The sequence below is a fragment of the Frankia sp. CeCAU1 genome, assembly GCF_977971845.1.
Window position 1 is genome coordinate 2,363 of sequence record NZ_CDWWXA010000077.1, and the last position, 20,866, is coordinate 23,228.

Annotated in this window: 20 protein-coding genes and 1 pseudogene; 9 read left to right on the forward strand and 12 right to left on the reverse strand. The window is 69.7% G+C overall.

Features of this window, described 5'->3' with window-relative positions; all coding sequences use genetic code 11:
• Together AC08OO_RS14465 and AC08OO_RS14470 are read left to right on the forward strand one after the other, a co-directional pair.
• Positions 1 to 442: pseudogene (locus AC08OO_RS14465) on the forward strand (transposase); the annotation flags it as partial.
• Between the two features lie 355 nt (positions 443 to 797).
• Complete coding sequence (locus tag AC08OO_RS14470) at positions 798 to 998, forward strand: hypothetical protein (RefSeq protein ID WP_476611376.1); 201 nt, start codon at positions 798 to 800, stop codon at positions 996 to 998.
• A gap of 101 nt (positions 999 to 1,099) precedes the next feature.
• Here AC08OO_RS14470 and AC08OO_RS14475 read toward each other — a convergent pair whose 3' ends face one another.
• Positions 1,100 to 1,405: a hypothetical protein gene (locus AC08OO_RS14475; RefSeq protein WP_476611375.1), complete on the reverse strand. Its 306-nt coding sequence runs from the start codon at positions 1,403 to 1,405 to the stop codon at positions 1,100 to 1,102.
• A gap of 62 nt (positions 1,406 to 1,467) precedes the next feature.
• Between AC08OO_RS14475 and AC08OO_RS14480 the strand changes: the two genes are divergently transcribed.
• Positions 1,468 to 1,872, forward strand: a complete 405-nt coding sequence (locus AC08OO_RS14480) for a hypothetical protein (RefSeq protein ID WP_476606229.1) — start codon at positions 1,468 to 1,470, stop codon at positions 1,870 to 1,872.
• Position 1,873: 1 nt separating this feature from the next.
• A complete protein-coding gene (locus tag AC08OO_RS14485) occupies positions 1,874 to 2,896 on the forward strand; it encodes a tyrosinase family protein (protein WP_476611374.1) in 1,023 nt (340 codons plus the stop codon).
• A gap of 115 nt (positions 2,897 to 3,011) precedes the next feature.
• Here AC08OO_RS14485 and AC08OO_RS14490 read toward each other — a convergent pair whose 3' ends face one another.
• The 7 genes from AC08OO_RS14490 to AC08OO_RS14520 all read right to left on the reverse strand — a co-directional run bounded on the left by AC08OO_RS14490 (position 3,012) and on the right by AC08OO_RS14520 (position 9,694).
• Positions 3,012 to 3,938, reverse strand: coding sequence for a putative protein N(5)-glutamine methyltransferase (locus tag AC08OO_RS14490; RefSeq protein WP_476611373.1), 927 nt, complete (start codon positions 3,936 to 3,938; stop codon positions 3,012 to 3,014).
• 297 nt (positions 3,939 to 4,235) lie between these two features.
• Positions 4,236 to 5,651 carry a sensor histidine kinase gene (locus AC08OO_RS14495; protein ID WP_476611378.1) on the reverse strand — a complete coding sequence of 472 codons (1,416 nt, stop codon included), beginning with the start codon at positions 5,649 to 5,651 and terminating at the stop codon, positions 4,236 to 4,238.
• A 65-nt stretch (positions 5,652 to 5,716) separates the two neighbouring features.
• Positions 5,717 to 6,445 (reverse strand): response regulator transcription factor, encoded by a 729-nt coding sequence (locus AC08OO_RS14500; RefSeq protein WP_011434703.1) that lies wholly within the window; start codon positions 6,443 to 6,445, stop codon positions 5,717 to 5,719.
• A complete protein-coding gene (locus AC08OO_RS14505) occupies positions 6,442 to 7,374 on the reverse strand; it encodes an FAD:protein FMN transferase (RefSeq protein ID WP_476618655.1) in 933 nt (310 codons plus the stop codon). Before AC08OO_RS14505 ends, AC08OO_RS14500 begins: the two co-directional genes overlap by 4 nt.
• Positions 7,352 to 7,933 (reverse strand): FMN-binding protein, encoded by a 582-nt coding sequence (locus AC08OO_RS14510; protein ID WP_476611036.1) that lies wholly within the window; start codon positions 7,931 to 7,933, stop codon positions 7,352 to 7,354. Before AC08OO_RS14510 ends, AC08OO_RS14505 begins: the two co-directional genes overlap by 23 nt.
• Positions 7,930 to 9,276 carry a ferredoxin reductase family protein gene (locus AC08OO_RS14515; protein ID WP_476611035.1) on the reverse strand — a complete coding sequence of 449 codons (1,347 nt, stop codon included), beginning with the start codon at positions 9,274 to 9,276 and terminating at the stop codon, positions 7,930 to 7,932. Before AC08OO_RS14515 ends, AC08OO_RS14510 begins: the two co-directional genes overlap by 4 nt.
• Positions 9,277 to 9,415: 139 nt before the next feature.
• On the reverse strand, positions 9,416 to 9,694 hold the full coding sequence (locus tag AC08OO_RS14520; protein ID WP_011434699.1) for a hypothetical protein: 279 nt from the start codon (positions 9,692 to 9,694) through the stop codon (positions 9,416 to 9,418).
• Between the two features lie 618 nt (positions 9,695 to 10,312).
• Here AC08OO_RS14520 and AC08OO_RS14525 point away from each other — a divergent pair.
• The 3 genes from AC08OO_RS14525 to AC08OO_RS14535 all read left to right on the forward strand — a co-directional run bounded on the left by AC08OO_RS14525 (position 10,313) and on the right by AC08OO_RS14535 (position 12,551).
• Positions 10,313 to 11,173 carry a helix-turn-helix domain-containing protein gene (locus AC08OO_RS14525; RefSeq protein WP_023840143.1) on the forward strand — a complete coding sequence of 287 codons (861 nt, stop codon included), beginning with the start codon at positions 10,313 to 10,315 and terminating at the stop codon, positions 11,171 to 11,173.
• Positions 11,170 to 11,412 carry a DUF397 domain-containing protein gene (locus AC08OO_RS14530; RefSeq protein ID WP_476606928.1) on the forward strand — a complete coding sequence of 81 codons (243 nt, stop codon included), beginning with the start codon at positions 11,170 to 11,172 and terminating at the stop codon, positions 11,410 to 11,412. Before AC08OO_RS14525 ends, AC08OO_RS14530 begins: the two co-directional genes overlap by 4 nt.
• 914 nt (positions 11,413 to 12,326) lie before the next feature.
• Positions 12,327 to 12,551 carry a hypothetical protein gene (locus tag AC08OO_RS14535; protein ID WP_476616847.1) on the forward strand — a complete coding sequence of 75 codons (225 nt, stop codon included), beginning with the start codon at positions 12,327 to 12,329 and terminating at the stop codon, positions 12,549 to 12,551.
• 269 nt (positions 12,552 to 12,820) lie between these two features.
• On the opposite strand, the gene AC08OO_RS14540 is transcribed toward AC08OO_RS14535, so the two are convergent.
• The 4 genes from AC08OO_RS14540 to AC08OO_RS14555 are packed head-to-tail and all read right to left on the reverse strand — an operon-like array spanning position 12,821 to position 17,388.
• Entirely contained in the window at positions 12,821 to 13,915 is a 1,095-nt protein-coding gene (locus AC08OO_RS14540; protein ID WP_476606927.1) for a DMT family transporter, read from the reverse strand.
• A gap of 52 nt (positions 13,916 to 13,967) precedes the next feature.
• Positions 13,968 to 15,275, reverse strand: a complete 1,308-nt coding sequence (locus tag AC08OO_RS14545) for an MGDG synthase family glycosyltransferase (protein WP_476611034.1) — start codon at positions 15,273 to 15,275, stop codon at positions 13,968 to 13,970.
• Positions 15,276 to 15,277: 2 nt separating this feature from the next.
• A complete protein-coding gene (locus tag AC08OO_RS14550) occupies positions 15,278 to 16,255 on the reverse strand; it encodes an NAD-dependent epimerase/dehydratase family protein (RefSeq protein WP_476611033.1) in 978 nt (325 codons plus the stop codon).
• A 2-nt stretch (positions 16,256 to 16,257) separates the two neighbouring features.
• On the reverse strand, positions 16,258 to 17,388 hold the full coding sequence (locus tag AC08OO_RS14555; RefSeq protein ID WP_476611032.1) for a DegT/DnrJ/EryC1/StrS family aminotransferase: 1,131 nt from the start codon (positions 17,386 to 17,388) through the stop codon (positions 16,258 to 16,260).
• A 1,785-nt stretch (positions 17,389 to 19,173) separates the two neighbouring features.
• Here AC08OO_RS14555 and AC08OO_RS14560 point away from each other — a divergent pair.
• The gene (locus AC08OO_RS14560) at positions 19,174 to 20,058 is read left to right on the forward strand and encodes an alpha/beta fold hydrolase (RefSeq protein ID WP_023840146.1); all 885 of its coding nucleotides are present in this window, start codon (positions 19,174 to 19,176) and stop codon (positions 20,056 to 20,058) included.
• A 181-nt stretch (positions 20,059 to 20,239) separates the two neighbouring features.
• Positions 20,240 to 20,830 (forward strand): phage holin family protein, encoded by a 591-nt coding sequence (locus AC08OO_RS14565; protein ID WP_476611031.1) that lies wholly within the window; start codon positions 20,240 to 20,242, stop codon positions 20,828 to 20,830.
• The last annotated feature ends 36 nt before the right edge of the window (positions 20,831 to 20,866 follow it).

Sequence of the window (20,866 nt, forward strand, 5' to 3'; positions counted from 1 at the left end):
CCGCACCATCCGCCGCCGGGTGACCGCCTAGGCGAAGACCGGACTGGCCCAGAAGCTGCACGCCCTCACGGTGGCCGCCTACGACCAGATAATCGGACCGGACCTGGAGAACCTGACCGCGGACGGCTGCATCACCAAGGCCCCCTGCGGCGGTGACACCGCCGGCCCGTCCCCGGTCGACCGACGCAAGGGCGGCCTCAAACGGTCGGTGGGCACCGACGGCGCCGGTGTCCCCCTCGGGCTGGTCTCCGCCGGCGCGAACCGGCACGACTCCCCGCTGCTGGACCCGACGATCGAACAGATGAACACCCAGGTCGGTGGCCTGCCCGCCGGCGCCACGATGCACCTGGACTCCGGCTACGACGGCCAGCCCGTCCGCGACGTACTCGCCACCCACCAGCTGGTCGGTGACGTCGTCCCCATACCCGCCCACTGCCAGGTCCAGATAATCCGTGAGCCCGAAGGCCCCCAGCTTGACTTCGGCGATGGAGTGCAGGTTTCCGGTCACGACGGACTGCACCACGCCGTCGGCAACCACCGCCGTAATGGCTTCTTTGGCACCGGGCAGGCTCCGGCCGCGCCTCGCATCCGGTCCTGGAGCTGCTCTGACGCCGACAAACTCCGCGTGATCGGCCTGCTCAGCTCCGTACGCCCTCAGCGAGGCCCGAATGGCCCACGATGCCGCCCGGGCTGCCGCCCAGGCCCGGACGGCTGTGGCTCCTTGCGCTGGGGCTGGAGCTGACGCGGCGGTAGGGCCGGCTGGGGGCGACGCGCCGCCTGTCTGGGGCTTCGAGGCGTTGCTGCGCGAGCTCGTCGACGAGCGGACCTATCCGCGGCTGCACCGCATCGCCTGGGCGGGCGAGATCGGCGACGGCCCGGCGGGCTTCGAGGAGACCGAGGAGTTTCTCTTCGGCGTGGACCGGATCCTCGACGGCATCGCCGCTCTCATCGACCGAACCTCGGCAGCCGGCGGGACGTTGGGCATCGGCTCGAGCTGAGCGACCGCCGCGGTGATGGCACCATCCCGCGCGGCGGCTACCCGGCCCTCCCCAAGCGACGGCGGAGGCCCAGGTCAAGGCGGACCTCAACGATCTCGCGATCAGCAGCCCGCATCGGCGAGCTCGTCGAGGCCCTCGGCGACCCCGGCCATCCGGAACACGACGAGCGCCTGGAATGGCTGGGCCTGCGGGACGCAGGCGAGTTCGACGCAGGCGAGTTCGACCCGGTCGAGTTCGACGCCGAAGACGTGAACAAGGCGCTGTCGACCATCCGATAACACCTCGGTCGGCAGGTTGACGCATCCCCCGGTACCGGCGGCGCCGCGGCGTCTCCGGCCCACGTGACGCACAGACGCCTGGACGACACCTCGTTGCCAGACCCGTACCGCCGGTGGATTCTTGGTCACCTCACCTCACCACACCACCTCACCACCTCACCACCTCACCGCCTGAAATTCGGGGGAACTACATGCCACCGGACCCGACAGACGTCACTCATCCTGCCTTTCTCGCCAACTATCTTGCTAGCCTTCCCCGGCCGGAACACGTACATGGCGACCCGGCCCGCAGTGTCCGCGAGGACGACTTCGACGGTCACCACGTCGTCATCACGACCACCTACGAGATCACCGTCGACGGCCAACCACTGAAGGCCCACATTGGGGTTTCCAACGACGGCACGGCACACTGCCACGGCCTGCCCAACTACCAGATCCCCTCGGTCGTCGACCTGGTACGCCTGATCATCACCGCCTTCCCCGAGGAGTTCTCCCCCGGGGCCTCTGGCGACGACCATGGCCCGCACGGCGATCCGGGCGAGCACCATCACCACGACGCCCACGACGCCCACGACGAGCTCCCGGAAGGGGCATGACATGGCGGTCGTCCGGCGCGACATCCTTCTCGACGACGACGCGAGAAAGGCCTATATCCGCGGAATCAAGCTCCTCAAACACGAACCTACGACGCTGCGCACGAATCAGTTCGGCATCCCCGGTCCGAGCCGACCGGTACGGACCTACGACCTGTTCGTCATCTGGCATGTCATCGCGATGAACACCCCCGTCCCCCCGGGAGGGTCACCGAACAACCGCAACGCCGCGCACGCCGGCCCCGTCTTCCTGCCCTGGCACCGGGTCATGCTTGGCTGGCTGGAAGTGCACCTCCAGCGCGTTCTCGGCGACCCGAACTTCGGGCTGCCCTACTGGGACTGGGCGCGCGACGGGACACCCTCCGCCCCCGGCACGGCGCCGAACCCCGCTGCTTCGGCACTGTGGCGGAACACCCCGGACGGTTTCGGGGGCCAGGGCGCCCCGATCCCCGGCGGTGCGTTCTTCTTCGACCCCGCCGACCCGACCAGCTTCCGGGTACGGATCTCCACCAGCAGCAGCGGCGCCCTCCAGCAGGTCGCCGAACGCGGCGTGCGGCGTAGATTCGGCAGCGCCACGTCCGGATCGTCGATCCTGCCGAGCAACGCCGATATCACCGCAGCCTTCGATACCGTCGCCGATCCGACACTCGCGAGCTACGACGAGGCTCCCTTCAACGTGAGTTCGCGGGGGTTCCGCAACCGTCTCGAAGGCTTCATCGGCACCGGACTGCACAACCAGGTCCACCGCTGGGTCGGCGGGGGCAGGGACATGTCGCTGGCGTCGTCCCCCAACGACCCGGTTTTCTTCGTGCACCACTGCAACGTCGACCGTGTCTGGGAGGGTTGGATGCGGCGTCACGGCCGCGTGTACCAGCCGGACATGACCGCCCCGGCAAGCCTCCTCGGCCATCGGATCGACGACCCGCTGGTCTCCCCGTTCGCCTCGTCGAGCACGCCGAGCACGCCGGCGACCCCCCGCAGCGTGCTCGACATGACCGACACCTACACCTACGACGTCCTGCCCTGAAACATCCCCTGTTGGCTGACGAGCAGGTCCCGGGGATTCACCGAGGACGGCTTCGGTCCATCCGCATCCGGCTGCCCGCGGAAAGGCCGCGGGCAGCCGCGGATAAGGGCTGGGCCTACCCGACTGGCGGCAGCTGTCCAGCTGCCGCGCCCACCGCGGACACGGGAGCCGCGGCCGGCCTGGTCGCGATGACGACGGTGGCGTTCAGGTCGGCGGAACTGGCGACCGTGGGGATCAGGCCGGCCTGGGCGCTGGCTTCGACGATCGATGCCGCCTGCCGCTCGCCGGTCTCGACCAGCAGGTGACCGCCCGGGGCCAGCCACCGCGGCGCCTCGGCGGCCACCCGCCGCAGAACATCGAGCCCGTCCGCCCCGCCGTCGAGCGCCACCCGCGGCTCGTGCTCGCGAGCCTCCGGCGGCATCAGCTCGATCGCGCCGGTGGGTACATAGGGGGCATTCGCGGCCAGCAGGTCCACATGGCCCCGTAGGACGGCTGGCAGCGGCTCGTAAAGATCACCCTCGTAGACCCGGCCACCGGCGGAGGCGAGGTTGCGGCGGGCGCACCGAACCGCGGCCGGTTCGATGTCGGCGGCGTGTACTTCGATCCCGGGCAGGGCCGCCACCAGCGCGACCCCCATCGCCCCCGAGCCACAGCACAGATCGACGACAGTGACCGGCCGGGACCGGCCGGCAACCCGTTCGACCGCCTGATCGACGAGGAACTCCGTGCGGCGGCGAGGCACGAAGACCCCGGGGTCCACAGCTATCCGCAGGCCGTGGAACTCCGCCCAGCCGAGCACGTGTTCCAGGGGCAGACCGGCGACGCGCCGCTGCACCATCGCGGCGAGTTCGCCCGGGGTCCGGGCCGCATTGACGAGCAGCCGTGCCTCGTCCTCCGCGAAGACGCAGCCGGCGGCCCGCAGCCACGTGACGACGACGGACCGCGGCAGGGACGAAAACGGTGAGGAAGACGGACGAGAAGAGGAGGGAAAGGACGGACGAGAAGGGGAGAGAAAGGAAGGAGAGGGGCCGGATGTCGACACGGGAAGCCTTTCGGGATGCCGAAGGGCACCCTCCCGATCGCCTACCTCGAACGAACCGCGCGACCGCGGGAGGAGAGCACCCACCCTGACACAGCGGAAATGGGTCTCACCCCCTCAAGACGATCACCTGTGGTGACGGCCATCTTACCAGAGCTATCTGATCAGGATCGCCGCGGGCCCAGGGCGCCGGCCAGCACGACCGAGGTGATGAACCAGAACTCCGCCCCCTTCGCCGCCTGGCGCGCGCCCGCCACGTCTCCGGGCCCGTTTCCGGCGAAGGTGAACAGGTCAGTCGGGCTACGACGGACCGGGAAGGACGAGGCGGAACGTCGCCCCGCCGCCCGGGGTCAGCCGGTACTCGACCCGCCCGCCGTGCGCGGTGGCGACGGCGTCGACGATGGACAGGCCCAGACCGGTCCCGCCGGCGTCCCGGGACCGCCCGGCATCGGCCCGGAAGAAGCGTTCGAAGAGGTGGGCCACGGCATCCTCGGGGACGCCCGGACCGTGGTCGACCACCGAGACCACGATCCCGTCGGTGGGACCATCGCCCGGCGGCCCCGGGGAGCCGGCTTCGAGGGGGCCCACGGAGACGGAGATCCCGGCGTCGGGCGGGGTGTGGACGACGGCGTTGCGGACGAGGTTGCCGACGGCCTGCCGCAGCCGGCCCTCATCGCCGAGCACCTCGAGGATCGGCGGCACGTCGATCTCGATCGTCCGTCCCAGGCTCACCACACGGGCGTCGGTGACGATGTCACGGACCATCGCCGCGACGTCGACCGGCTGGCGCTCCAGCACCGGCCGCTGGTCCAGCCGGGCGAGCAGCAGCAGGTCATCCACCAGCTCGCTCATGCGCGCGGACTCCTCCTCGATGCGGCGCATGACCATCGCCAGGTCCTCGGGCCGCTCCGCGGCGCCGCGGTGGAACATCTCGGCGTACCCGCGGATCGACGTCAACGGGGTCCGCAGCTCGTGGCTCGCGTCCCCGACGAAGCGGCGCAGACGCCCTTCGGAGACCTCACGCGCCCGGAACGCCGCCTCGATCCGGGTGAGCATCGCGTTGAAGGCGAGCCCGAGCCGACCCACCTCGGTCCGGCGGTCCGCGTCGGCGACCCGCCTGGTCAGGTCGCCGTGGGCGATCAGGTCCGCGGTCTGCTCGATCCGGGTCAGGGGACGCAGCCCAAGCCGGATGATGACGTACGCCAGCACGGCCAGCGCCGCCGTGACCACCGAGGTCGCCACGACCTCGATCCTGGTGACCCGGTCAAGGGTGGCGTTCACCTCCGCGAAGGGCACGGCGACGATCAGCACATATCCGTTGTCGAAGCGCTCCGCGAGCATCCTGAACCGGCCGCCATGGTCCTCGGCGCCCACCGTGCACAGCGGGACGGTCGCGAGGTCCGGATGCAGCCAGGCGGTGGCGAGCAGGCGTGCCGACACCGCCGGACGCTGCGTCGGCGCCGCCGGGCCACCCGGGCCACCCGGGCCGGGGCTGGCCTCGGCGAGCCGGCGGCCGGCGCCGTCGTACAACGCGCCATAGGTGCCCACCAGGAACGTGGTGCCAAAACCTGGGTAGTGGTCATCCCCGTCCCCGTCCCCGCCGGCCCGCAGGAGCAACTGCTCCATCAGCGGATGGGCGTCCCGGACCTGCTGGTCCAGCCGGCCACGCAGGTAGGCCCCCAGAGCCCCTCGCGTGCCGACGGCGCCGAGAGCCATCCCGACGGCCAGCAGGCCCACCAGGGCCAGCAGCAGCCGGGCCCGCAGGGACAGGACCGGTCGGCTCAACGCGGCAGGCGCAGCACGTAGCCGACGCCGCGCACCGTGTGGATCAGTGGGGGTGGCACGTCGTCGATCTTGCGTCGCAGATAGCTGACGTAGGTCTCCAGGACCCGCGCGTCACCGCCGAAGTCATGTCCCCAGACGTGGTCGAGGAGTTGGGCCCGGGTGAGCACCTTGCGGGCGTTCGCGAGCAGGTAGTGCAGCAGGCGATACTCGGTGGCGGTGAGGTCGACGTGCCGCCCGGCGCGCCGCACCTCGCGGGTCTCCGGGTCGAGCTCGAGATCGGCGAAACGCAGCGGCGTGGGCGCGCCGTCGGCGGCCCCGGCCCGGCGCAGGATTGCCCGGACCCGGGCGATCAGCTCGCTGACCGCGAACGGTTTCGTCACGTAGTCGTCCCCGCCGAGGGTCAGCCCGTGCACCTTGTCCTCGGTGGCGTCCCGGGCCGTCAGGAACAGGGTGGGCACGCCCTGCCCCGATCGCCGCAGCCGCTCGCAGACCGCGAACCCGTCGATGTCGGGGAGCATGACGTCCAGCACGAGCAGGTCCGGCGGGGACAGGGCGGCCTGTGTCAACGCCGCCTGCCCGGAGTGCGCGGCGCGTACGTCGAAGCCCTCGTAGCGCAGTGCCATGGTCACAAGGTCGGTGATCGCCTCCTCGTCGTCGACGACGAGGACCCTGATCGGACGGTCCACCCACCCAGTCTCGTCCTGCTCGCCGGGAAGACCGGTCATCGGGATCCGGCGGACGCGGAACGGGAGCCGTCCGATGCGGGGAGTGATGCGGGGAGTGATGCGGGGAGTGATGCGGGGAGTGATGCGGGGAGTGCGGACGCGGCGGCGGCCACCTGGCCGGGGAATCCCCCCGAATGGTCCAGCCGACCGACGGCATCGACGATCAGCCAGGCCCATCCCTCCCGAGCAAGATCGGCAAGCAGGGTCCACGCGTCCCGGCCGGCGGCGAGGACGGCCGTGGCGTAGGCGTCCGCCAGAGTGAGGTCCGGTCCAACGAAGGTGACCGCGACGAGCTCGGTCGCCGGGATGCCGGTGCGCGGGTCGATCACGTGCGCGCCCCGCTCCAACACCCCCGAGGTGGCGACGGCCAGCTCGGTGCCCTCGACCACCGCGACGAGCCGGCTCCGGTCGAAGGGATCCGACACCCCCACCCGCCAGGGTCGCCCCGGCGCCGATGCGACACCCCTGGCCCGCAGGTCCCCCGCCGCATTGACGCAGTGGTCCGCGGCTCCGGCGTCAGTCAGCACCCGGGAGGCCGCCTCGGCCGCCCAGCCCTTGACCAGACCGGTGGGGTCCAGCGTGCCGTCGCCCCGCCACGCCGGGTCGAACCTGCCGCCGGTCCGCTCCCGGCAGGCGCGGGCCACCCGGTAGACCTCGCGGACGTGGTCGGGACAGACAGCGAGGTCGACCTCGCCGCGCCGGATTCGAGAGACCCAGGACCCGGGCAGGAACGTACTGAAATCCTCGTCCGCCCGGTGCAGGACCGCGGCCGCCGCCTCGATCGCCGCCGCCAGATCCGCTGAGGCGAGCGGGGTGCGGACGTCGATGCTGACGACGGTGCCCATCACCGGTTCGGCGCGGACCCGTCCGGGCCGAACCGGCACCGGCCCGCCCGACACCGGCAGGCTAGGCACCGGCAGGCTGGGCACCGGCCTTGTCCAGGGCGGACTGGACGGACCACGCGTACCCGTTGCTGGTGTACGAGGCGCCGGAGACGGTGTCGATCCGGGCGTTCTGGGTGTCGAGCACCTCCTGGCGCAGGATCGGCACGGCCCGTTCGTTGATCTCGATGTCCCGCCGCTCCCGGTCCGGCATCTGCAGGACAACCACATCGGTGATCTTCTTCCCGACCAGGACAAGCTGGACCTGCACCGGCCCGTAGCGGGTATCGATGGCGTCCCCGGTCACCGTCCGGGTGGTAACCGTTCCGGCGGAGCCCGAACCTGTGGACCCCGCGGTGGCGGAGGGGGACGGGGCCGGTGTGCCCGCCGGCGCGGAGGGCTGAGCGGGCTGAGGGGGCTGAGCGGAGGGCTGAGGGGTCGCCCCGGCGGCGGTCGGCGACGCGGCGAGTGCCACCAGCCGCTCCCCGTGGCCGGTCGCGGCCTTCGCACCGACCACGAGGATGGCGGCTCCCATCAGCGCCACGAAACCGAGCCTTCCCCGGTAGGGTTTTTCGGCGTTGTCGTTGTTGTCGTTGTTGTCGTTCAACGGAGATCGAACTCCTCGGTGTGGATCTGGTCACGGGAAACGCCGAGACCGCGAAGCGCCCGGACGACCGTGGTGGTCATCCCACGAGGGCCACAGACGAAGACGTCGCGGTCGGCGGCGTCCGGGATGGCGGCCTCGAGGAAGCGGGCCTCCAGCGGGTCGTATCCGAGCTCACGCCGGGAACCGATCACCCGGTGGACGATCATTCGACTGCTATCGGCGAGCGCCTCAAACTCCCGTCCCAGCGCGAGATCGCTCGGCCGGCTCACCCGGTGCACAACCACGACGTCGTCGCCACGACCGGCAAGATCCTCTGCCAGCGCCCGGACCGGTCCGATTCCGCTGCCCCCGCCGACGAGCAGCGCCCGGCCCCGGTGGGCCCGCGCGGCGGTGAAATGTCCGAAGGGACCTTCCGCCACGACCGGTGTGCCCGGTCGCAGCAGGGCGACCGCCCGGGAGTGGTCGCCGGCGGCCTTGACCGTGATACGCAGCTGATGCGCTGTCGGCGGGGCCGACAGCGAGTAGGGGTGCGCGGTCACGAGATGCCCGCGGGCGGCGAACCGCCACAGCAGGAACTGTCCCGGACGCGCACCGAGCCGGTGCAGGTCGTGACCGCGGATCCACACCGAGACGACGCCGGGTGCCTCCTCCACCACCCGATCGACCGTCATCCGGTGCCGGGCCACGGCCGCAATCGGCAGGATCAGGCGCCAGACGACGAGACAGGCGGCGACGGAGACGTACATCGCGGTCCACAGCAGCCGGTTAACCGGGTGACCGACGAAGTCCCCACCGGTCTCCGTCTGGTGGAAGAAGACCAGGAACACGGCGAGGTAGGTGGTGAGATGCAGCACGTACCAGACTTCGTACGAGATGCGCGGCCGGGCCGCCCGGGCACTCGCGACCCCGACGGCCACGAACAGCAGGGTGCCGACGGTGGCCTTCCACATCTCCGGGTATGTCGTGATCACCGTGACGAGCTCGGCGAGCGGCTGATGATGCCCGGCCAGGCCGTAACCCCACACCGTCAGCAGGATGTGGACGACGATGAGCAGGATGGCGTTCGTGCCCAGGCCGCGGTGCCACGCGGCCAGCCGGTCGAGACCGACGGCGCGTTCGAAGGCAGGTATCCGCGCCATGAGCAGCAGTTGCACGAGCACCAGATAGGCCGCCAGCAGGCCGCAGACCCGACCGACCGCGGTCATGGCGGGCCCGGCGCCGTGGACGCTGGACGCGGAGGTGTCGAACCACCACAGGGCCACCACGGCGATCCCCCAGGCCACCAGGGCGAGACGCACCACGAGGTGGGGAGACCATCGGGCCGGGTGCCGCGTCGAACTCATGGGACGGACGATGTCCGGAGAGGCTGTGGACTACCTGGGAGAAGCCTCGGAACTTGCCGGGACTTCCCCGGAGCCGTCACGGGCCGGGGGCCACGCCAACCCGCAGGCGGGAGTCACCAGCAGCCACGAGTGGACCGGCTCAGGACGCCCGGGCGTGCTTACGAGCGTTAGCGGCATGCCGCAGGTCGCCACTCCCGCAGTATCCGTACTCGACCCGTCGCCGCCACACGGTCAGCCGGCAGCGGTCCGCCTCGATCGTCCAGGTACGGCGTTCGACCCGATCCTCGATCTGCACGGGCCGCGAGGTCACCGGCTCGTTCGCGCGCAGATGAGCCCAGTTGTGCGCCGCCTCCCATTCCGGGAAGGTGGCCACCAGTTCGCCATCGCCGTCATAAACCTGGAATTGGCGAGTCGTCATTGTCGCGCCTTTCGGTGATTGTCCGATAATGATGACCGTGGATCTGCCTGCCGGAGCCGCCGCGGAAGAAATCCCCTCCGCGCACAGCCGCACGACGCACAGCCGCGCGACGGGGACAGCACGGCGGCGAGCCGCACGACGGAGAGCCGCACGACGGACAACGGCGAGATGGCCGGCTCCGGGCGAGGATCGTCATCCACTCACCCGGAACCGGCGGTTGACGGTTGACGGTTGAGGGGTGAGGGGTGACGCCTCAGGGATGACGCCTGACAGCCGCCGGCGTCGGCACATGCGGGACCGGCGACGCGGCCGCCGGGCATGGAGCGGCCGCCGGGCATGGAGGCACCACAGGTGCGGGGCGCCGTGTCTCGGCGCGGTCTCCCTAGCGGCATCCCGGACCCTGCGTGATGACCATCGGCGTCTCCCCGCAACCAGCCCTGCCCCATGCTCTCACCTTGAGGTGCATCACAACTACTCAAGGTAAGAATAGCCCCTGCAGGCCTCTTCTGCAAGAGCTTCTGTAAGAGTTTCGCTACCCAGCGATGCGCGCCCTGGGTGAGGAGTGGCGAACAAGTGGCAGGATGCATCCATCACCCCGAAGAGCCCGAAGGACGAGCGATGGCCACGAGCGGCGGTCCGACCGTGCGGCGAAGGCGCCTGGGCGCCGAGTTACGACGACTTCGCGAGGGGGCGGGCATCTCCGTCGACGAGGTCTGCCAACTGCTGCGCTGTTCGGTTTCCAAGGTCAGTCGGATGGAGAACGGCCGCGTGCCGGTCCGCACCCGGGACGTGTCCGACCTGCTGGCTCTCTACGGCGTGACCGACGACGAACGCCGGGACGCGTTGCTGGCCCTGGCCCGCGAGTCCCGGCGCCACGGCTGGTGGCACACCTACCACGACGTGGTCCCCGCCTGGTTCGAGATCTATATCGGCCTGGAGGGCGACGCCGCCTCGATCTCGGTCTACGAATCGCAGCTCGTCCATGGGCTGCTGCAGACCAGCGACTACGCCCGGCCCGTCATCCGGGCCGACGATCCGGAGGTGAGCGAGGACGAGGTCGAACGCAAGATCGCGCTCAGGCTGGACCGGCAGCGCCGGCTCACCGCCGCCGATCATCCTCGCCTCTGGGTGATTCTGGACGAGGCGGTCCTACGCCGGACAATCGGCGGCAGAGCCGTCATGCGAAGCCAACTCGAGTTCCTCGCCAAACAGTCCGAGCTGCCGAACGTGACAATTCAGGTACTTCCCTTCTCCGTGGGCGCGCATGCCAGCCTGGGAAGCACATTCTCGATACTCGGATTCCCCGAGTCGGGAGACAACGAAGTGGTCTATATAGAGGAAGCGGCCGGAAGTCTCTATATTGAGCGCCCCTCCGAAGTCAGGCGCTATAGAGTGAAGCTGGATCATCTTCTGGCGGCAGCCCTGCGGCCGGAGGAGTCCATCCAGATGATACTCTCGGTCGCAGAGGAAATGAAATGATCAGATATATGAAGCCGATCACCGACAATGCCATCGAGGCGGCTTGGCGCAAGAGCAGCTACAGCAACGGCGCGGGCGGTATGTGTGTGGAGGTCGCGGCGCTCGGCGGGAGCGTCGCCGTCCGTGACTCGAAGAACCCGACCGGGCCGGTGCTCGCCTTCTCGGCGGCCGAGTGGGACGCGTTCCTGGCCGGCGCGCGGGACGGCGAGTTCGACCGGAGCCGGATCATCCCGGACTGAACCACCACCCAGCCCTGATCCGGGGGAATGGGGTGGGATGCCCTGTTCCCGCCGAAAAATCCCATCGGAAAAAACGAGATCGCCGCTGGTCGGCCTCGGCCCGGTTCCGGTCGCTCCGGCACGTCGCGACCGGAACCGGGCCGTCCGCTTTCGGCTCGCCCCCACGGTTCGATGCGCATCGCTCCGGTGACCGTAACCCCGCCGATCACGCCGGTAACCGGGTGATCCTCGGTCAACCCCTGCCCGGGCCAGGATGCACCGCCCTGGTGTTTCAGGCCCTGGTGTTTCAGAGCGGGACCGGCGCCGGGCCGGACCCGCCAGGCGGCGGACGATTCGATCAACGGCATCGTTCCATCCGCCTGGGGGCCGAGATACCTGTTCAGGAAGTCTCGCCACGAGCCGGTTGGCTCTTGCGCAATGCCTCCCGGTCGCGCACTCTTGTAGATGTTCGGTCGAGCTTCGTTGTCCGGACGTTCGTCTTGTCGCGGTTGTTACATGATTGTAACGTGATGTGGATACGGCAGCGCGTCACTCGCCGCGAGGCGATCGGGTGACAAGGCTCCTGCGGTCTCCCGTCACAGCCCGGCGGGTCGGCGTCTGGCCACCTTGTACCCGACCGGAACAGGCCACGCGGGCGTCGAGCGCCCGCCCAACGCGGAGGAGGGCAGTCGTTGTGACCATATGTGATAATACGGCTACCCGCGTGCGGCGCCATAACGCACCTGCCCGGGTCCTCGGTCAGCCGGTGCGGGCGGAGCGCAGAGTCGCCATCCCGTCGCCCTCCTAGCGAGGCGGCGCAGCGCAGCGTCCGCCCGCTCTCCGGGTCCATCTGCTCATCTCCGATCTCGGATCGACCTCGTGTCGAAAGGATCGGCCGAGGCATCGTCGCCTCGTTCCCCGCCTTCCGGTCCGGTGTGCCGTCCGAGGTCACCCGCGAGTTGCACAACGCCCTGTTTCCCTGCCACTGGGAGGTGATTGCCGTGGCCACCGCCACGACCAACCTGCTCAACACTCCGATCGAAGATCAGCGCGTCGAGCGTGTCCGCCGCGCGGCGCTGTCGGCCTACGTGGACGGAAAGATCTCCTTCGCGCAGGCGAACCTGCGGGTGCGCAAGGCCCTCCAGCGGTTCGGGGTCTGACGAGCCAGCCGGGTCGTCGAGATGCGGCTGGCGGCGCCTCGACGACCCGGCCGGAGGAAACCCGGTCGGAGGAAACCCTGATCGCCCGGTCCGCGCCTGCTCTGCTCCGGGCCGGGCAGCAAACCTGGGCGGCGGGGATACGCGGGAAACGTGCGGGCGGGAAACGTGCGGGCGGGCAAGCGGGAGACGGCCGGGCGCCCGGGCGATCGGGGGGTGAACCCGAGCGGCCGGCCACGACGACTATCTCACCGAAAGCACACGGCACATCACTATAAGTTCTTCGACATGCCGCTGCGGTGAGCAACCGTGCCGGTACGAGCGTTAGAAGCCGCTTCGTCCCGGGCCCTTGCCGACTGCCCCGGCTCCGCATCCGATGGCTCGACCACCTCCGGCCGGCCGTCCAGGGGCGCGACGCCGTCCCCCAACCCGCGGTCGTCGGGGGTGGGTCGCAGCACGCTCTCAAGTTCGTCCACGGACCGGTCTGCCGCCATCCGATCACGGCCGAGAGCGGCGATTCCGGCCGCGACCAGGACCATCGCGACGATGAACGCCGCGCGGCGGACGCCGTCGGGCGCCGGCTCGCTGAACAGCGTCAGGCCCAGAGTCACCGGCAGGAAGGCGGAGACCCCGCTGGTCACCGGGAAGGCGATGACGGCGGCGCGCCCTTGCAGGCCACGCTGCTGAAGACCGAGCGCCAGCACGGAGAACAGCACGAGGACGTAGGGCGTCGGAGTGGTGAGCAGGTCCACCAGCGTGGACTGCCCCTCACGTCGTTCGTTCACCGCCAGGCCGATCTGGCGGGTCGCCAGCGTGGCGATGGCGTAGCTCACCCCGGCCGCGGCCCCGAATCCGAACGCGGCGCCCGCGACCATCTCCCGCACCGCGGCCAGGTTGGCGAGGGACGCGCAGAGCAACGCGAAGACCAGACCGAGGACGAGGAAAGCCAGCAGGACATCGGTGCTGGCCGAGCTGCCGACCTCCGCTCGGCGCGTGAAGGCGAAGGCGAGCAGGCCGATACCGCCGACCATCGCGACCACGCCCAGCCAGCCGGTCAGACTGATGTTCTCGCCGAGCACCCGCTGCGCCAGCAGGGTGAAGACGATCATGTCGAGGGCCATCACCGGGGCGACCATCGCCACCGGGGCCACGGACAGCGCATACACCTCCAGCAGGAACGAGCCCGCCTCCACGGCGAGGCCGATCAGCCACAGGGGGCGCAGCACCAGTCGGGCCAGCAGCGCAAGCCCCAGCCCCGAGCTCTCCTCCTCCCGGCGGGCAGCGCGGGCCTGGACGAGCGGCGCGATCCCGTAGAGAGCCGCCGAGACGACCGCGGTCGGCAGACCGATCACCAGGGCTCTGCTCATGTCCCGTCCAACATCGTGGCCCTCGGGATCCGTCCCGAACCGTGGGTTCGCCTCACCAGTCCGCGCCGAAACCGATCTGCGCCAGAGCCGCCCCGAATGCCTGCTCCCACGCGTGCGGGCCAATCGCTACCCGGTCCGACGGTGGCTTGACCCGGTCAAGGCACGCGAGCGCGGATCTGGTCAACGACACCGGGTCGGTGTTCGTCACCTCGGCATGACCTCGCTCAAGCTCCTTCTGAAGGTTATCCCGGCCATGCCCCGGCACCACGTCGATGAGCAGCAGGTCCCGGCCGATCACCCGAGCCTCGCTGCAGGTGTCCCCGGACGACGTGACGACCAGGTCGCTCGCCGCCATCAGCGCCGGGACGCGATCGGTGAAGCCGAACGGGATGACCTTGTGCTGCTGTTCCGACAGAGCCGCCAACCGCGCGGCCAACCGCTGGTTGCGGCCGGCCACCGCAAGCACGTAGATGCCCGCCGCGGCCATGGCCTCGGCACCCTCTACCAACGGTCCCAGCCCCCAGGAGCCGGACATCAGCAGCACGCAGGGAGCGTCCGCGGGGATGCCGAGCGCGGCCCGCGCCTCCTCCTGGGTGGGCGGGTCGTAGAAGGGTTCCCGGACCGGGGTCGGGACCACCGAGATCAGCGCGTTCGGCGAGAACCGCCGCACGTACCGGGCGGCGGTCTGCGAGGTGACCAGGTAGAGGTCGGTGTTGTCGTGTACCCACAGCCGGTGCACGCAGCAGTCAGTGGAGAACACCGCCGTCACCAGGCCGGGGAACTCGGCCTTGACCCGGCTGGCCGCCGCGGCTCCGGTAGCGAAGATCGAGATCACGAGATCGGTCGGCTGGGCGGCCAGTTCCTCGCGCAGTGCCGGGACGACGAACCGGCTCGACGTCCTCTCGATGGCCTGGGCGAGCCGGCCACCGGTTCTCATCTGTGAGAAGTGCACGGCGTCATACAGGCCCGGAACGGCGATCATGCCACGGAAGACCTTCTCCCCCCGGGAGCCGTTGCGCCCACCGAGCATGCGCAGGCTGTCGGCGGTCCGGGTGGTGAACCCGCGCCGGGTGAGCGACGCGCCGCACGCCTGTGCCATCACGTCGTGGCCCATCCCGAGCGAGCCCGACAGCAGCAGCGCGCCGCCGCGCCGCGTCGGCGTCCCGGCGGGCCGGACATCGACGCCGTGCGTGCGCGGATCGGCGGGGAGGGCACCGGCGACCGGTCCCCCCGCTGCGGCAGGCCCTGGCAGGACAGGTTCCGTGACCCCCGGTTCGCCGGCGGCTGGCGGGCCGCCTACCCCCACCTCAACATCATCTTCGGATGGTCCATTCACCGTGCTACCGCCGATCTGCACCATGATCACTCCGAGGAGGCCGCGGAGATATCGAGGTCGCCGACAGGCGGGAGCGCCTGAGCCGGAGGCCGTCGATTTGCCAGATACCACTCGATGTACTGCCGGACACCCTCCGAGAAGGGTGTGGTCGGTCGCCAGCCGAGCACCTCCGCGGCCCGCTGCGCGGAGATCTCCCGACCGCGGAAGTCCCCGGGGCGCGCAGGCATGTGTTCGATGGCGGTGCCGGGGAAGTACTCCTGGACGGCCCGTGCCATCTCCAGCACACTGACCGACTCGCTGCCCTCCAGGGCGAGCGTGGTGTTGGCCGCGTCGGGGGTCAGAGCCAGCACGTGCGCCTCGGCCAGGTCCCGGACGAAAACGTAGTTGCGGAACTGCAGGCCGTCGCCGGCCACCGTCAGCGACTCGCCGTTCAGAGCCTTGCGGACAAAGCGGGCCAGCACCAGCTCGTCACGCATTCCGGGGCCGTAGGGGATGCCGTAACGCAGGATGGTGAACGACAGCCCGTAGGTCTGCTGATAGCTGTGCAGCAGCAGTTCGGCGGCCAGTTTCGTCGAGGTGTAGACATGCCCGGCGCGGCCCAGCGTGATCTCGGCGTCCTCCGTCAGCGGCGCCGAACCGGCCCGGTCACCGACCGCCCCGTACACCCAGACGGTGCTGGCGAACAGCACCCGGCGAACCCCGACCTGCCGCGCCGCCTCGCAGATGTTCCCGGTGCCCTCGACGTTGAGCCGCACGGTGCGCACCGGGTCGGCGAACGCGAAGTCCACATTGGACATCCCAGCGATGTGGAAGACGGCCTCGACGCCCCTCAGCGCGGCGGTGACCGCCGGCAGATCAAGCACGTCGAGCTGCTGGTAACTAGCCCGGGGGTCGACCGGCCGGTGTTCGACGTCCAGTGAGAGAACGTCGTGACCGGCGTCAAGCAGACGGTCGACCACATGGCTGCCGATGAAACCCGACCCTCCGGTTACCGCGATCTTCATCGTCATCCGTCCAGGCTCAGGCTCTGCAGCGCGGCGGCGAAGGACGCGACCACATGGTCGGCCTCCGCCTCGGTCATGTCCGAATGGATGGGCAGGCACACGTGCCGGGCGCAGATGTCCTCGGCGACCGGAAGGGACCGGAGCGCATAGTCGCTGAAGACCGGCTGCCGGTGCAGCGGCGACTCGTAGACCTCACCGCTCAGAGAGACGCCGTGGCGTTCCTTCAGCTCCTTCTTCAGCCGGCCGCGGTCGATTCCGGGGCGGGGCAGGACGATGTACTTGTAGTAGTTGCAGAGACCATCCGGCGGCACCTGCAGGCGGGTGACGGTACCCAGGGTGTCCAGCGCGGCATCGTACCGCGCGGCTACGGCGGCGCGGGTCGCCAGGAAGTCGGCGAGATGCCGCAGATGCACCCGGCCGGTGACCGCATGAATCTCGCTGAGCCGCCAGGCGTACCCCTGCTTGATATGGACGTTCCCGAGAAAACCGGCTTTGCCCTGGTCACGATAGATCCGAGCGGCTTCGTGAATGGCGGGATCGGACGTGAGGATCATTCCGCCCTCACCGCTCGTGATGACCTTGGTTGGATAGAACGAGAACGCTCCCGCGATCCCGAACGACCCAGCGTGGCCGTCGCCGTGGCGGCTGCCGTGGGCATGTGCCGCGTCCTCGACCAGCGCGATGCCTCGATCGTCACAGAAGGCCCGCAACTCGGCCACGTCCGGCGGGATCAGCCCACCGATGTGGACCAGAACAACGGCGCGGGTCCGCGGCGTCACCGCGGCCTCGACACTGCGGGCGGTCAGGGCAAAGGTGTCCGAACTCACATCCGCGAAAACCGGCATGGCACCGGCCCGCAGCACCGCGAAAGCGGTCGCCGCAAACGTGTTCGTCGGCACGACGACATCCGCGCCTTCGACACCGTGACTGCGAAGGATGATCTCCAATGCGGCTGTTCCACTGCTCACGGCGACCGCGAACGGGGCCTCGTGAGCCGCGGCGAATGCCGCCTCGAATTCAGCGGTATGGACGCCCAAGGTCAGCGCACCGGTGGCCAGGATCTCGGTCGCGGCCGATGCGATCTCCGCGCGATCCTCCGGTGAGAAGACGATGCGCGCCGCAGGGACATGCACCTGTTCACCCCTACCTTCCGAGTCATTCCCGTGCGAGCCGGCCAGCCCCCATAGCGGCTGCGCCGCGACGAAGGACCCGGTCGGGACGAGCCGCAGCCTTCGCGGCATCACCGACTCCGAATTCCGCCGGCCTCCCGCCAGCGACCTACCGCGCTCCCTCCGACCCCTACGGAGGCAACCATCGGCTTTGTCGGTACATGCCCAAAACAGGCTATCGATCCCGATCGCCGGCATGTCCGCAGCCCATGGCCACTCCCCACGAAACATCTCATATCTGTCCGAACGTAGCCAGACCTGTCAGCAAAGCGATATCCCCGCAAGAGGAGAAAGGCATCCGTCACTAAAAACCGCCAACCCGCAACACGTGGTGATTGACGGCGACGCCACTCACCGCGACGACCACGGGGCCGCCCACAGCGGCCCAGACCTGCTCCTCCAGCACCGCAGCCGTCCGGACCTCGTCGTTACGGCACCACCGTTACGGCACCACCGTTACGGCACCGGTCCCGACCAGCCGCTTCCCGGGCACGGCCAAGGCCGGGAGACCTGCATCGTCGCGCCTCCGATACCCAGCGCAACACTCAATCACTCCGAGTAATACTCTCCCAGGTAGCCACGGAGGCAGCGGACGCCACCCCGCTGTCCGTTCCTATCGATGAACCGCGACCTCGACCGAGGACGCAGGGCGGGAACGAGCAGACACTGCGGCAGACACTGATCGCCACGCGAACCACGCCCGTGGGCACGCGGACGACGATCATTTGAAGACGGATGAACCGGATGGATGACGCGGCCGGCCGGGGCTGACCGGCTGTCGAGAAATCACCCGGTCGGAGTGGGCGACCAGGAAAAGATCATCAACGGTCGAACCAGGGCCGTTCGCTCGGGAACGGCCTGGATGCAACCGGACACAAGTAGTCCCGACGAGACCATCTCACCCAACGTACGGGGGGAACGCAGGTGCACGGCCTCGTCGGGACTTGGTGAAAGTGTACGACCCCCATCTGTCGGGCGCGACGGGACCAAGGTCCCTAACGGTTTCCGCACCCTCGACTCTTGCCAAAGAGCGCAGCAGTGTGCCTCATGGGGCGAGAATGGTCACGATGCCGTCTCCCGGAAACCGATCTCGCACCGGCGTGTGCCGTAGGGCGGCCAGTGGGACGGCCGCCTCCACGCCAGCCCGATTTTGGTCGCCAGGGTTCTGGCGACCTCCCCCGCACCTCCGGAGACGGACGACTCGGGCACCAGGGCCGGCGGGGTCGGCAACGGGGCGGGCGGCTCGCCCAGGCCGGACGGCAGCCCCCGAAAGGTCGAAATTTCGGGCTAGATTACCGGTTCTGTTGCACATGGGAAACATCAGAATGCTTCGCTGCACCCCGTGCGGCGAAGGGAGTGGCGGCGGTCACGGGAATATCCGCGGCGGTGGGATGCCCGTGGCACACGACGCGTATTTCCGGGAACGGGTGTGACGCCGCACGGGGCCGCCGGGCTCCGCTACCGGCCCGGTCACCTCGCCGGACCAAGTGCACACGCGCTGTTCGCGCCCGGCGGCGTCGGGCGTCCTGCGCATCGGCCGAGGCGGGTCGACCGCCGACGCATCTACGCAGGCCAGTCCAGCATTACATGATCGCCGCTCCGCGGTGGCCGTCTCATCGCCAATCCGACAACACGGCCGCGAACGGCCTGAACGCAGGCCTGGCGGTGTTGTATCAGGGGTGGGACACGTCGCCGCGGCCGGCGACGATGGAACCACCCGCCCGACGAACCGAACGGCAGAGACCTGGGATGGATGACGAAGCACCGGCCTGGTTCGAGGCCGCCCTTGACCACCGACCGGAGCGGCACGAGACCGAGGTGGCGGGCGCGACTATCAGTTACCGCTGCTGGGGCAGGGGCGGTCGGCCGGCGATCGTGCTGGTCCACGGTGGTGCCGCCCACGCGGGCTGGTGGGACCACATCGCGCCGATGATTCCGCGGGAGTACCGCGTCATCGCGCTGGATCTGTCCGGCCACGGTGACAGCGACCGGCGCGAGGACTACTCGCTCAGTACCTGGGCGGCCGAGGTGATCGGTGTCATCGACCACGCCAAGGTCGCCTCGCCCCCGATCATCATCGGGCACAGCATGGGCGGCTGGGTGACGATCACCACCGCAGCCCAGTACCCGGACCGGGTCGCCGGCATCGTCGTCGTCGACTCCCCCGTGCAGGAGTTCACCCCGGAGGAACGGGCGGCCCGGGACCGGACGGCGTTCGGCCCGCTGCGGGTGTATCCGACAGCGACCGACGCGCTGGCCCGGTTCCGGGCGGTGCCGGAGCAGCCCTACGTGCTGCCGTTCATCATCGATCACGTCGCCCGGGGTTCGATCGGGTCGGTCCAGGGCGGCTGGACGTGGAAGTTCGACCCGAAGGTGTTCGGCAACCGGACCCCGTCGCCCGAGGTACTACGCAAGGTGCACTGCCGGGTCGCGCTCTTTCGGGCCGAGAAGGGCCTGCTCACCCCCGACATCGGTGTCCAGATGTACAACCTGCTCGGGCGGGTGGCACCGGTGATCGAGATCCCGCTCGCCGGCCATCACGTCATGCTCGATCAGCCGTTGCTGCTGGTCACCGGGATCCGGACGATCCTCGCCGACTGGGAGCACTCCTCCCCGCAGGAACGGGTGGACTGACGACCGGGTGCGCCGGTCGCGGGCGCGGGAGCCCGGCGGAAAGCGGACGAGACGGTAATTCGTCCCAGGTGGCGCGACTGCCGGGGTTAAGCCGCCGATCCTAGGGAATCCGCAGATCGTACGTTGTTCCGCGGGTACGGCTACGCGGACGCCCCGCCAGGAGAAGCCGCAAGGAGAACCCATGAGGAGTGTGCACCGGCGGCAGTCGGGAACGATCGGTGTTCCCTACCCGGACGATAGCGCCCCGTACGTGGCTGGTGCACGGGTGCGGACCTCATCGGATGCCACCCAGGCTCTCCGGGCCGCGCCGGGCCCGCCGGCCGCCGGGAGCACGAGCGGGGACCGCGGATCGACCGGCAACCACGGATCGACCGGCAACCACGGATCGACCGGGGGCCGCGAATCAACCGGGGAGCTGGTGTCCGGCGTCGTCTCGGACATCTCCACACTGTTCCGCCAGGAGCTCGCCCTCGCCAAGGCCGAGATGCGCGAGGAGGTGGAGAAGGCCGGCAAGGGCGCCCGCATGTTCGCCGTAGCGGGCGGCGCCGGTTACTTCACCCTGCTTTTCGCCTTGTTGGCCGTCATGTTCGGCTTGGGGGAGGTGATGGCGCTGGGCTGGGCCGCCCTCATCATCACTGTCGTCCTCGGCGTCGTCGCGGCCGTGCTGGCCATGAGGGGTCGTTCCACCGTGCGCGCGGTCCACCCCACCCCGGCGCAGACCGTGGAGACGCTGCGCGAGGACGTCCAGTGGGCGCAGGGCCGCCGCAGGTAGCGGGTAGTTCGTCCCCCACCACCCTCGGGTTCGTCC

What these genes read in the sequence shown, in the direction of transcription:
- AC08OO_RS14480 (WP_476606229.1), top strand. Translation starts at nt 1,468, where the DNA reads ATGCCACCGGACCCGACAGACGTCACTCATCCTGCCTTTCTCGCCAAC.
- AC08OO_RS14485 (WP_476611374.1), top strand. Translation starts at nt 1,874, where the DNA reads ATGGCGGTCGTCCGGCGCGACATCCTTCTCGACGACGACGCGAGAAAG.
- AC08OO_RS14495 (WP_476611378.1), bottom strand. Translation starts at nt 5,651, where the DNA reads ATGGCTCTCGGCGCCGTCGGCACGCGAGGGGCTCTGGGGGCCTACCTG.
- AC08OO_RS14500 (WP_011434703.1), bottom strand. Translation starts at nt 6,445, where the DNA reads ATGACCGGTCTTCCCGGCGAGCAGGACGAGACTGGGTGGGTGGACCGT.
- AC08OO_RS14515 (WP_476611035.1), bottom strand. Translation starts at nt 9,276, where the DNA reads ATGAGTTCGACGCGGCACCCGGCCCGATGGTCTCCCCACCTCGTGGTG.
- AC08OO_RS14520 (WP_011434699.1), bottom strand. Translation starts at nt 9,694, where the DNA reads ATGACGACTCGCCAATTCCAGGTTTATGACGGCGATGGCGAACTGGTG.
- AC08OO_RS14525 (WP_023840143.1), top strand. Translation starts at nt 10,313, where the DNA reads ATGGCCACGAGCGGCGGTCCGACCGTGCGGCGAAGGCGCCTGGGCGCC.
- AC08OO_RS14530 (WP_476606928.1), top strand. Translation starts at nt 11,170, where the DNA reads ATGATCAGATATATGAAGCCGATCACCGACAATGCCATCGAGGCGGCT.
- AC08OO_RS14540 (WP_476606927.1), bottom strand. Translation starts at nt 13,915, where the DNA reads ATGAGCAGAGCCCTGGTGATCGGTCTGCCGACCGCGGTCGTCTCGGCG.
- AC08OO_RS14545 (WP_476611034.1), bottom strand. Translation starts at nt 15,275, where the DNA reads ATGGTGCAGATCGGCGGTAGCACGGTGAATGGACCATCCGAAGATGAT.
- AC08OO_RS14550 (WP_476611033.1), bottom strand. Translation starts at nt 16,255, where the DNA reads ATGAAGATCGCGGTAACCGGAGGGTCGGGTTTCATCGGCAGCCATGTG.
- AC08OO_RS14560 (WP_023840146.1), top strand. Translation starts at nt 19,174, where the DNA reads ATGGATGACGAAGCACCGGCCTGGTTCGAGGCCGCCCTTGACCACCGA.
- AC08OO_RS14565 (WP_476611031.1), top strand. Translation starts at nt 20,240, where the DNA reads ATGAGGAGTGTGCACCGGCGGCAGTCGGGAACGATCGGTGTTCCCTAC.